3 protein-coding genes are annotated in these 13154 nt (G+C 70.2%); all 3 read right to left on the bottom strand.

Going from position 1 to position 13154, the window contains the following annotated elements:
• Positions 1 to 18: 18 nt before the first annotated feature.
• Positions 19 to 1272, bottom strand: coding sequence for an Nramp family divalent metal transporter (locus tag ACGF7Y_RS17180; protein ID WP_393235148.1), 1254 nt, complete (start codon positions 1270 to 1272; stop codon positions 19 to 21).
• A 134-nt stretch (positions 1273 to 1406) separates the two neighbouring features.
• Positions 1407 to 2396 (bottom strand): alpha/beta hydrolase, encoded by a 990-nt coding sequence (locus ACGF7Y_RS17175; RefSeq protein ID WP_393235145.1) that lies wholly within the window; start codon positions 2394 to 2396, stop codon positions 1407 to 1409.
• Positions 2397 to 2634: 238 nt separating this feature from the next.
• A partial coding sequence (locus tag ACGF7Y_RS17170) for an amino acid adenylation domain-containing protein (protein WP_393234690.1) occupies positions 2635 to 13154 on the bottom strand: 10520 nt, incomplete at its 5' end.

Below are 13154 nucleotides of genomic sequence, written 5' to 3'. Positions count from 1 at the left end.
CGCGCCGCACCGGGCGGGCTACCGCCCGGTGACGGTGAGATAGATCAGGGCGACGTTGAGAACGGAGATGATCGCGGCGACCGCCCAGGCCAGCCCGGTGGTCAGGCGGCGGTTGACATCCTCGCCCATCAGCTCGGGGTCGCTCGTGAAGCGCACCAGCGGGATCAGCGCGAAGGGTATGCCGAACGACAGCACCACCTGGGAGATGATCAGCGCGCGCGTCGGGTCGATCCCCGTGGCCAGGACCGCGATGGCCGGGATCAACGTGATCAGCCTGCGCGTCAGCAGCGGGATCCGCTTGCGCAACAGCCCCTGCATGATCATCGCGCCCGCGTAGGCGCCGACCGACGTGGAGGCCAGGCCGGAGGCGAGCAGGCCGATCGCGATCAGCAGCGCGGCGGCCGGGCCGAGGACGTCGCCGACGGCGGCGTGCGCGTCCTCGATGGTCTCGACGTCCCGGCCACGCAGGGTGCCCGCCGCCATCAGCAGCATGGCCAGGTTCACCGTGCCCGCCAGGACCATGGCCAGGCCGACGTCGATCTTGGTGACCCGCAGCAGCCTGGCGCGCAGCGGCCCCGCCGCCGGATGCCCGTGCCGGTCGCGGGCCAGGCCGGAATGGAGGTAGACCGCGTGCGGCATGACCGTCGCACCGATCATGGCGGCGGCGAGCAGGACGCTCTCGGTGCCCTGGAAGCGCGGCAGCAGGCCACCGACCGTGCCCGTGACCGACGGCGGGGAGATCACCACGCTCGCCAGGAAGCCGATCGCGATGATCGCGAGCATCCCGGTGATCACCCGCTCGAACGGTTGCTGGCCGCGCCGGTCCTGCACCAGCAACAGGCCCATCGACACGGCGCCGGTGATCACGCCACCGACCAGCATGGGCAGGCCGAACAGCAGGTGCAGCGCGATCGCGCCGCCCACCACCTCGGCCAGGTCGGTGGCCATCGCGACCGTCTCGGCCTGGCCCCAGTACGCCAGCCGGACCGGGCCGCTCGCCTTCTCGCGTACCGCCTCCGGCAGCGACCAGCCGGTCACCAGCCCGAGCTTGGCCGACAGGAACTGGACCAGCCCCGCCATCACGTTGGCCAGGACGATGACCCAGACCAGCAGGTAGCCGAATTGCGCGCCCGCACTGATATTCGACGCGACGTTGCCGGGATCGACGTAGGCGATGGCCGCGACGAACGCGGGCCCCAGCAGGACCGTCACGGCACGTGCTCGCCCGGTGACGGACCTGGTCGACTCGACCAACGTTATACCCACGAACAGAATTTTACGGGTACCCGAACTTTTCGTTGCCGTTCGGCCTATAAAACCGACCGCCTGGTTGCCGCAGCGCGGCGACCAGGCGGTCGGGGGTGTTCAGCCGGGCGTCCCGGCTTCGCGCATCAGCGCGGTGGCGATCAGATGCCGAGACCCTTCGCGAGCACGGGCCACGACATGAGGAATTCGTCGCGCCAGTAGCCCCAGGAGTGGGTGCCGGAGTTACGGAAGTTGTAGGTGGCCGGGATGCCCAGCTCGTTCAGCCGGTTCTGCAGGTTGTGCGTGCAGTAGTTGGTGCCCGCCTCGATCACGCCGCCGATGACGATCTGGTTGGCCAGACCGTACGCGCCGGGAAGGGCGTACTGGCCGTTGAGCGTGTCGTACTGGCCGGGCAGGCCGTTGCCGGTGGAGATGTACAGGTCGAGCCCGCGCAGCCCCTCGGCGTTCACGTACGGGTCGTTGGCCACCCAGTCGGGCGAGCCTTCCGGACCCCACATGTTGTCGGTGTTGCCGCCGCCCCAGGTCTCGACGGTCAGCTTGACGAACTCCGAGCCGACCGGGTCACTGGTCTGCGCGCAGCCGCTGTAGGCGGCGGCGGCCTTGTACAGGCCCGGCTTGGAGATCGGCAGCGCCAGCACGGTGGTGCCCGAGGTGGACAGGCCCGCGATGGCGTTCACGCCGTTGGTGCCCAGCGCGCCGTCCACCAGCGGGGGCAGCTCCTCGGTGAAGAAGGTCTTCCACTTGTTGCGGCCGAGTACCGGGTCGTCCTTGATCCAGTCGGTGTAGTAGCTCCACTTGCCGCCGATCGGCTGGATCACGTTGACGTTCTTGTCCGACAGGAACTGCAGCGCGTCGGTCTTCGCCTGCCACGAGGCCTCGTCCTCGCCGCCGCCCGCGCCGTTGAGCAGGTACAGCGTGGGACGCGGCACGGAGGCGTCGGCCGGGCGCTGGACGTCGATGATGATCTTCTCGTCCATCGCCGCCGAGTACACGTACAAGCGGATGCTGCGCTCGTCCTTGTACTCGGCTTTGGTGATACGCGAACCGTCCGGGGCGACCGGGTTGCCCAGCAGGCTCTTGGAATCGATGATCGGATCAGCTGTCGCGCCGGACGCGCCGAGACCGGTCATCACTCCCGCGAGCACCGCGGTTGCCGCGATCGCGGCCGCGACCCGCAGGCCACCGCGCCGGCTCTGTCGACGTATCAATTTCGCACCTTCGCTTCGTCTCGAGATTCGCTCTGCATGCCCCACGCGCCGGGGTGGATGCCCACGCACCACGCCCGACCATACGGCCTATGTAGTCGTCACGACAGGGGACTTCGTTACCGCACCGTTGCCCCATCATGCCCGAACGGTGTCGGTTCGATCATGACCGCCCCACGTTCCGTGTCGCTTCCCACCGCGGGGGATCCAGCAATTCGGACAATCGGGGACCGATCTGCGCCAGCGCTTCCGGTGCCGTCATCTGATCGTGCGGGACGCCGACGGGATGATCGTCGACCCGGCCGTCGACATAAGGTTGCCAGCCGTCCGCCGCGGTCTCGTGACCGGCCGCGCTGAAGTAGTCCAGCCTGCCGCGGAAGACGGCCGGCCGATGCTCGGCGATCAGCTCGGCCGAGCGCACCGCGCTGCGGTAGATCCGGCGCACCCGGTCCGGGGTGAGCACCGCCATGTCCGGCGGGATGGTGGCGTGCAGCGCGGCCAGCGCCTCTTCGCTCAGGTCGTGGATGTCGCCGTCGCCGGGCAGCAGCGCGTCCGCGCCGATGCCCAGTTCGGCCAGCGCCTCCCGGATCGCCGCACGGAAGTCGGTGACGTCGATGTCGGGATGGCTGTCGAGCATGGTCAGCAGGCCGATCTCCTCCCCCGCGGACTGCAACTGAGTCGCCACCGCGTGCGCCAGCACACCGCCGAGCGACCAGCCGAGCAGCCGGTAGGGCCCGTGCGGCTGCACCGCGCGGATCTCGGCCACATAGCGGTGCGCCATCTCGGCCAGCGACTCGGGCAGGTAGCCCTCTTCGGTCAGCGCGGGCGACTGGAGGCCGAAGATCGGCGTGCTCGCGGGCACGTAGCGGGCGAGACCCGCATAGCACCAGGACAATCCGTACATCGGATGCAGGCAGAACAGCGGCTGGGCGGCGGCCACGTCGTGCGGCACCATCGTCCGGATCGGCAGCAGCACACCGAGCGCCGCGTTCGAATCCTGGTCGTAGTCGTGGTCGTCGGCCAGCGCGGCCTGGATCCGGGCCGCCAGCGCCGCCGGAGTGGGATCGGTGAACAACCACTGCACCCGCACCTCGGCGCCGGTGAGCGCGCGCAGCCTGCTGACCGCGCGGGTGGCGACCAGCGAGGTGCCGCCCAGATCGAAGAAGTCGTCGTCCATGCCGACCCGCTGTCCGGCGCCGGACGCGAGCACCTCGTCGAACACCTCGAGCACGGTCCGCTCCAGCGGCGTGCCGGGTGCCCGGTACGGACGGGTCACCAGCCGCGGCTCGGGCAGCGCCTTGCGGTCGAGTTTGCCGCTGGCGTTGAGCGGAAGCCCGGCGAGCGCGACGACAGCCGAGGGCACCATGTACGACGGCAGCGCGGCGCGGGCGTGTGTCAGCACCGCGGCCTCGGCGACGGTCTCCCCCGGCGCGGCGACCACATGGGCGACCAGCCGGTCACCGGTCGCGCCACGCACCACCGAGACCGCGGCCTGCCGCACCTGGGGATGGCCGGTCAGCACGGCCTCGATCTCACCGAGTTCCACGCGCTGGCCGCGCAGCTTGACCTGGAAGTCGCCGCGGCCCAGATATTCCAGCGCGCCGTCGCGCCAGCGCACGATGTCGCCGGTGCGATAGAGCCTGTCGCCGCCCGTATGGGCGACGAAACGCTCGGCGGTGAGGGCCGGGGCGCCGAGATAGCCGCGCGCCAACTGCACACCCGCGACGTACAACTCGCCCGCGGCGCCCGGCGGCACCGGCCGCAAGTGCCGGTCGAGTACGTGCACGCGAGTGTTGGCCACCGGAACGCCGATCGGAATCGCCGCCGCGGCGCCGTCGCGCACAGGATGGCCGGTGACCACGGTGGCCTCGGCCGGGCCGTACCAGTTGACCAGCGCGGCGCCGGGCACGGCCGCGGCGAAGGCCGCCGCGGTCTCCCCGGACAATGCCTCGCCCGCGGCGAACACCCGCCGCAGCGACGGATACTCCGCGGCCGGATTCGCGGCCGGGTCCAGGAACGCGTCCAGCATCGACGGCACGAAATGCACCGTGGTGACGGCGTTCTCGATGATGAGGCGAGCCAGGTAGGCCGGGTCGCGATGGCCATCGGGCGCGGCGATCACGATCGACGCGCCGGTCTGCAACGGCCAGAACAACTCCCAGGCGGAGATGTCGAAGGTGATCGGCGTCTTGTGCAGCACCACGTCGCCGCCGTCGTGCGGATAGGCCTTCTGCGCCCAGCGGAACTGGTTGACCATCTGCCGGTGCGTGATCATCACGCCCTTGGGCCGACCGGTCGAGCCGGAGGTGTAGACGACATAGGCGACGGTGTCCGGATACCCGTGCTCCTGCGGCCACGGGCCTTCGTACGGAGCCAGATACAGCGTGTCCACCGCGACCACCGGCACATCGGTCGCGGTGTCGAACGCGTCGGCGGTGGTGGTCAGCACACAGATCGGAGCGGCGCTGCCGAGGACGTACTCGCTGCGCTCGGCCGGGTGGTCCGGATCGATCGGGACATAACCGCCGCCGGCCCGCAACACCGCGTAGATCGCGACGACCAGATCGATGCCGCGCCGCATCGCCACGGCGACCAGCGTCTCCGGGCCGACCCCCCAGCGCATCAACTCCACCGCCAAGGACCGGACGCGCGAGTCGAGTTCGGCATAGCTGAGCACGGTCTCGCCGAAGCGCACCGCCGGCGCGTCCGGCGTGCGCGCCACCTGTGCGTCGAACAGCGTCAGCAATGTCGCGTCGTCGAGGAACTCCGGCACACCGGTGGCGTTGCGCGCGGCCAGTTCGGCCCGCTCGTCGTCCAGCAGCGCATCGATCTCGCCGACGCGCGCCTGCGGGGTGGTCACGAAACGGTCGATCAGCGCCGCGAGCCGCTGCGCGAGAGCACGCGCCGCCGGTTCGCCGGTCACGTCGCGCAGGTACTTCACCGAGACGCGCAACCGGCTGTCCAGCACCACCATCACCGTGAACGGATAGTGGGTGCCGTTGACCGCGCCGACACCGGTGACGTTCATGCCGTCGATGGCGCCGGCCTGGTCCAGACCCTCCCGGTCCACCGGGAACGACTCGAACACGACAAGAGAGTCGAACAATCCCTCCACGCCGACGGCTTCCTGGATGTCGCTCAGGCCCAGGTAGTGGTAGTCCAGCAACGCGGCTTGCTCGGCCTGCAACCGGCGCAGCAGCCCGCTCAGCGTGCTGGTCGCGTCCAGGCGCACCCGCACCGGGATCGCGTTGAGGAACAGCCCGACCATCGCCTCGACGCCGTCGAGCTCGGGCGGCCTGCCCGACACGGTGGCGCCGAAGACGACGTCGTCGCGGTCGACCGTGCGTCCGATCAGCAGACCCCAGGCCGCCTGCACCACGGTGTTCACCGTGACGCCGAGCCCCGAGGCGAGCCGGGTCAGCGCGGTGGTGTCGGCCTGCGAGAGCTCGAACCCGACTTCGCCGACACCCGCGGAGATCTCGCGGCCCGGGTCGACCGGCGCCAACGGCGTCGGCTCGGTGATACCGGCCAGCGCGCCGCGCCACGCGGTGCGGGCCGCTTCGGTGTCCTGCGCGACCAGCCACGCCAGGTAGTCGCGGTAGGGCGGGACCGCAGGCAGATGCCGGGAGTTACCACCGAATGCGTACAGCGTGAGCAGATCCTTCATCAGCAGCGGCATGGACCAGCCGTCGATGAGAATGTGGTGACTGGTCACCAGCAGGTGGTAGCGGGCGGCGGCGGACCGGATCAGCGCGAAACGCAGCAGCGGGGCGGTCCGCATGTCGAAGTGGTCGGCCAGATCCGCCGCCTCGATCCGCTCCAGCTCGGCGGCGGCCGCGGCCGGTTCCAGGTGGCACAGGTCGATCAGCCGCCACGGCACCTCCAGCGCATCCTGCACGATCTGCACGGGCTTGCCCTCGCTGTCGTCAGCGAAAGCGACCCGCAGGTTGTCGTGCCGGTCCAGCACCGCCTGCGCGGCCGCCCGCATCCGGTGGGCGTCCACCGCGCCGCCGAGATCGAGCACGAACTGAGTGGTGTAGACGTCCACCGAGTGCTCCGCGAGCAGGGCGTGGAACAGCATGCCCGATTGCAGCGGCGTGAGCGGCCAGGCGTCGGACAGGTCCGGGTAGGCGCGCGCGAAGCGATCGATATCGGGCTGCTTGAGCCGCACCAGCGGGAAGTCCGACGGGGTGAAGCCGCCCGCGTCCGGGCGCAGGCCGTGCTCGGCCAGGCCGCCGAGCGCGCGAATCCAGTGCTCGGCGAAGGTTTTCGCGTCCTCGCCGCGGAATGCCGCTGCGGCGAAGTCGAACCGGGCGAGCAAGCCGTCGTCCGTGGCGTCGACGGTGAGCACGAGCAGCAGATCGTCGGACGGGATGTCGGTGTGCACCCGCGCCGGGCGAAGATCCCGATAGCGCAGCGCGAACCGGCCGCGTCCGAGACCGCGCAGTTCGGCGGCGGTCTCGGCGTTGAGGTGGCGCAACAGGCCGTAGCCGACACCGTGCGAGGGCACCGATCGCCGCAGCTCCTTGATCTGCGCGATCGCCGTGCCCGCCGCCGGACCGCCGATCAGGGCGTCATCGATGTCGATCCTGGTCAGCCGCAATGGCAGCGGGAATTCGGTGACGAAGCCGCCCACCGTGCTCTCCGCGGCGGCCCCGGTGGCCGCGCGACTGTCGGCGGGCAGCCGGACGACCGAACCGATGGCGCGGGTGACGGCCTCTCCCGCGGAGGTCCGCAGGGCCAGCGCCAGCGCGGTGAGCAGGATGTCGTCCACCCCGGCGTGGTACGCCTCGGCGGCCGCGGCGACGGCCTCCGCGCCCTCCGCGGTGATCGTGAGCGACACCCGGCTGCGTGCGCGCAGATCTCGGCCGTCGGTGCCTGCGCCCTCCGGGACCGTGCCCAGTGCCCGTCGCCACCAATCCATCTCGGCTACGGTGCCCGGATCGTGCGCCGCGGCCGACATGGTTCGGATGAGCGTGCCGAGACCGGATTCTGGGCCCGCGGGCGCGGCGTGGCGTGGCCGGTTCCAGCGGGCGGTGAGCTGGTCGACGATGGCCCGCCAGGAGACGTCGTCCACCACGAGGCTGCTGGCAACGACGATGAGCGTGGAGCGCCCCTCCGGACCGCCGGTGAGCACGAAGTAGATGTTGCGGCCCTGCTCGGGATCGAGGGCGGCCGCGACCGCCTGCACCACGTCGTCGATGGGCAGCGACGTCTCGCCACGCTGCGGGTCCAGCCTGCGGAACGCCTCGCCGGTACGTTCGGCGGCCGGGGGAATGCGCAGCGACGCAGCGCCTTCGTCGTCGTAGCGCACCTGCACCCACAGCATGGGGTGCTGGTCGAGCACGGCGGTCACCGCGCCGTGCACCGTCTCCACGGGGCAGGTCTCGGGGACGTCGAGTGCGACGGCTCGCACTTCGATGCCCTCGTCCAGCATGCGCGCCGCGTGCGGCGTGAGCGGTAGTTCGCCCGCCTCGTCGCCGGGGCCGCCCGCGACGGCGGCGCGAGCCAGGGCGGCGACGGTCCGATGTTCGAAGACGTCACGCGGTGAGAAACTCACCCCGCGTGCGCGGGCCCGGGAGACCACCTGAATGGACACGATGCTGTCGCCGCCGAGGGCGAAGAAGTCGTCGTCCAGGCCGACCCGCTCGACGCCGAGCACCTCGCCGATCACCTCGGCGATCACGAGTTCGGCCGGCGTCCGCGGGGCACGATAGTCGCGCGCGTCCAGCTCAGGCTCCGGCAGGGCCTTGCGATCCAGCTTGCCCACCGGCGTCAGCGGGATCGCGTCGAGCACGACGATCGCCGTCGGAACCATGTACTCCGGCAGCGTGCGCCCGACCCGCTCGGTCAGTAGAGCCGGGTCCACCGTGGCATCCCCGGCCGGCAGCACGTAGGAGACGAGCATCGTCGCGCCGGATGGGGTTGCACGGCCGAGGGTCACCGCGAAGCCGACCTCGGGCTGCGCCGCCAGCGCGGCATCGATCTCACCGAGTTCGATGCGGAAGCCGCGCACCTTCACCTGGAAGTCGTTGCGGCCCACGTATTCCACGACCGGCGCGGTCCCGGCGCGACGCCAGCGCACCAAGTCGCCGGTGCGGTAGAGGCGCTCACCGGGTGCGCCGTACGGGTCGGCCACGAACCGGGCGGCGGTGAGCGCGGGACGTGCCTGGTAGCCGCGCGCGAGCTGGATGCCGCCCAGGTACAACTCGCCCGTGACGCCTTCGGGCACCGGACGCAGCCTGCTGTCGAGCACCAGCGACCGCGTGCCGCGGATCGGACCGCCGATCGTGACCGGTTCGCCGGGCCGCAGCGGATCGCTGATGTTGGTCATGATGGTGGTCTCGGTCGGCCCGTAGCCGTTGTGGAAATCACGCTCCGGCACGGTGGTCCACCTGGCCGCCAGATCGGCGGGCACCGCTTCACCGCCCGCCACGACGGTCCGCATCCCCGGCAGCGCGTCCGGGTCGAGCGAGGCGAGCACGGAGGGCGTGAGGAAGGCGTGCGTGACGCGCTCGGCGCGGATCAGTTCGGCCAGCTCCTCGCCACCGAAGGTCAGCGGCGGCGCTACCACGAGCCCTCCCGCGGCGCCGAGCGCGAGCAGTAGTTCCAGCATCGACGCGTCGAACGAGGGCGATGCGAACGCCAGAGCGCGGGCGGACGGATCGAGCCGGTAGCGCTCCACCTGCTCGGCGCTGAAATTCGCCAGGCCGGCGTGGGTGATCACGACGCCCTTCGGCAGACCGGTCGAGCCGGAGGTGTAGATCACGTACGCGGCGTTGCCCGCGCGCAGCGCTCCGCGCAGTTCGGCGGGCTGCAACGGCTGGTCGGAGCGCACGGCGACGTCGTGGGTGAAGTCGGGATCGTCCAGGGCGACCCACGTGCCGCCTGCGAGGACGGGCAGATTCTCCAGCTCGGCGGTGAGCGTCACGCCGAGCGCCACGCCGGAATCGGCGACCATGTGCGCGATGCGGTCGGCCGGATGGGCCGGGTCGATCGGGACGAACGCCGCCCCGGTCTTGGCCACCGCCCACAGGGCCAGCACGGCTTCCACCGAACGACGGAGCGCGATGGCGACCGGTACCTCCGGCCCCGCGCCGCGGTCGATCAGCGCGCGCGCCAATTGCGCGGACGCCGCGTCGAGTTCGGTGTAGCTGAAAATGCGGCCGTCGGCGACGACGGCGACACCGGCCGGGTTCGCGGCGACGGCGGCGGCCATCAGGTCCGGCAGCGTGCGCGGCGGCACGGCGGGCGCGCCGGTACGGGCGATCAGGTCGGCGCGCTCCGCGTCGTCCAGGATCTCCAGATCGCCGACGGCGGTGCCGGGATGCCCGACGATCGCGGCCAGGACGCGACGGAACCTGCGGCCGAATTCGACGACGGTCCGCTCGTCGAACAGGTCGCGGGCGTAGGTGAATTCGGCGGCGATACCGGCTTCCGCGCCCGACTCGGTGCGCTGCTCGCGCATGGTCAGCAGCAGGTCGAACTTGGCGGTGTCGGCGGCCGGGTCGAGCGCCGTGAAGCTCAGACCGGGTAGTTCGAAGCTGGTCGCGGATAGGTTCTCGAACGACAGAGCCACCTGGAACAGCGGGTGGCGACCGGCCGAACGTTCCGGGTCGAGCACCTCGACCAACCGCTCGAACGGGATGTCCGCGTTGGCGAAGGCGCGCAGATCCGTTTCCCTGGTGCGGGCCAGCAGTTCGGTGAAGCCGAGATCGGGCGCGACCCGGGTGCGCAGCACCAAGGTGTTGACGAACATGCCGATCAAGTCGTCGATTTCGGGTTCGCCGCGGCCCGCGACGGGCGTGCCGATGGCGATGTCATCGGTGCCGGACAGGCGAGCCACGAAGACCGCGAACGCGGTGTGCACCACCATGAACAACGTGGCGTTGTGCTGCCGCGCGAGGTCGGCCAGCGCCGCGTGCACGTCGGCGTCGACGACGAAATCGGTACGGCCGCCCGCGAAGGACTGGACGGGCGGGCGCGGGCGGTCCGCGGGCAGGTTCAGCTCGTCGGGCAGGGCGGCGAGTTCGGTTGTCCAGTAGGCCAGTTGCGCGCCCGCAGGCGACTCGGGATCGTCGTCCGCGCCGAGCGCCTCGCGCTGCCACAGCGCGTAGTCGGCGTACTGGACCGGCAGCGGCGCCCAGGACGGCTCGCGGCCGCCGCTGCGCGCCACGTAGGCCAGCATCAGATCCCTGGTCAGCGGGCCCATCGACCAGCCGTCGGCGCTGATGTGATGCGCGACGAAGACCAGCACGTACTCGGTGCCCGCGAGCTGGAACAGCCGTGTGCGGAACGGCACCTCGGTGGTGACGTCGAAGCCGGCGGCGACGATCCGCTGCGCCTCGAGGGCGAGGTGCTCGTCATCGAGTCGCACGGGCGCCAGATCCACCGGCACCTCGTGCGGAGCGAGGATTCGCTGCACCGGGCCGTCCGGCGTCTGCGGGTAGATCGTGCGCAGGATCTCGTGACGCGCGACGATGTCGGCGACAGCGTCCCGCAACGCGGCCACGTCCAGGTCGCCGGACAAGCGGATCGCGGCCGGGATGTTGTAGACCGAGGCCGAGGTGTCGAACTGGTTGAGGAACCACATGCGCTGCTGGGCGAACGACAGCGGGAGGCGGTCGGGACGCGGTCCGGCGATCAGTGGGGTGCGCTTGCCCGCACCGAAGCCCCGTTCGACCTTCGTGGCGAGTCCGGCCACGGTGGAGGCCTCGAACAACACCCGCACCGGGACACGAGCGTCCAACGCCGCACCGATACGCGCCACGACCTGCGTCGCCAGCAACGAGTTACCACCGAGCGCGAAGAAATCGTCATCCGCACCGACCCGCTCGACACCCAGCACCTCGGCGTACACCGACGCCACGATCTCTTCGATCGGAGTCGACGGCGCACGGAAAGCCTGAACTTCGAACTCCGGTTCCGGCAACGCCTTGCGATCCAGCTTGCCGTTCACATTCAACGGCAAAGCATCCAGCACCACGAACGCCGACGGCACCATATACGACGGCAGAACCGCCACAAGCTCCGACTGCACCCGAGCCACATCCACACGACCAGCAGCACCCGCACCGCCAGCGACGCCGTCAGCGCCAGCGACACCCGCACCGGCACCGGGACCGGGACCGGCAGGAACGATGTAAGCCACCAACCGGTCGCCGGTCTTCGGATCGGACTTCGCGATCACCGCCGTCTGCGCGACCTCCGGCAACGCCAGCAGCGCGGCCTCGATCTCACCCAGCTCGATACGGAACCCACGGATCTTCACCTGGAAGTCCGTACGACCCCGATACTCCAGCTCACCGTCACTGTTCCAGGCGACCAAATCACCCGTGCGATACATCCGCGCACCAGATTCGAACGGATTGGCCACGAACCGATCCGCCGTCAAATCCGCACGACCGAAATAACCACGCGCCAACTGCGCACCAGCCAAATACAACTCACCGGAAACACCCACCGGCACCGGCCGCAAACGCCCATCCAGCACATACACCCGACTGTTCCACTCCGGCGCACCAATAGGCACCGACGTGTCGTCGGCGAGCGTCACACGGTGGCCGGTAACCGACACCGCCGCCTCGGTCGGACCATACAAATTGAACAACTCGGTGCGAGGATTCTCACGCAAGAACCGCCGCGCCATCGAACCCGGCAGAGCCTCACCGATAGCCAACACCCGTCGCGGCGACCAGTCCCCGGTGTCCGTGGTCGCCCGGTGCACGAGCAGCGCGTCGAGCATCGACGGCACCACATGCAACGTGGTGACCGACTCGCGCGCCATCAAATCGTTGAGATACGCGGGATCCCGATGGCCATCCGGCGCGGCGATCACCAGCCGGCCACCGCATACCGCGGCCGACCAGAACTCCCACACCGACAGGTCGAACGTCGCCGCCGTCTTCAGCAGCATCGAGTCGTCCTCGGCCAGATCGAATTCGGCCGCTTTCCAGAGCAACTGGTTCACGATCGCCGAGTGCGGCACCGCGACGCCCTTCGGACGCCCGGTCGAACCCGACGTGAAGATGACGTAAGCCGTGTTCTCCGGCCGAATAGGCGTGACGCGCTCGGAATCCGTGATCGGCACGCTGGCGACCGCGCTCAATTCCAGGTCTTCCAGCCGCACCACCGGCGCGACGTCGGTATCGAAATCCGACTCGATATTGCTCAACACACATACCGGGGCGGCGGCGGAGAGGATGTAGTCGGTTCGCTCGGTGGCTTGGTCGGGGTCGATCGGTACATACGCCCCACCGGCCTCCGCCACCGCGTACATCGCCACCACCAGATCCACCGATCGGCGGAACGCGAGCGCGACCCTGCTCTCGGCACCGACACCCACCGAGATCAGGTAGCGGGCTAGTCGATTCACCCGGGCCGACAGTTCCGCGTAGCTCAGCTCGACGCGTTCGCCGTCGGGCAGGTCCGCGACCAGCGCGACCGATCCCGGCGTCGCCGCGACGGTCCCGCGCAGCAACGATCCCAGTGTCGCGGCGGAATCCACCGGATGGGCGGTGTCGTTCCATGCGGTGAGCACGTCGGTGCGCTCGGCATCCGTGAGGATCTCGATGTCCCCGACCGCGATGTTCGCGTCGGCGACCACAGCCGCGAGGACCCGCGCGAACCGCGCCGCGAAACCCTCCACCGTCGCCCGCTCGAACAAATCGGTCGCATACGTCA

It is taken from the genome of Nocardia sp. NPDC047654, assembly GCF_043205035.1.
Taxonomy (GTDB): domain Bacteria; phylum Actinomycetota; class Actinomycetes; order Mycobacteriales; family Mycobacteriaceae; genus Nocardia.
This window is presented reverse-complemented; position numbering and strand designations above follow the sequence as displayed.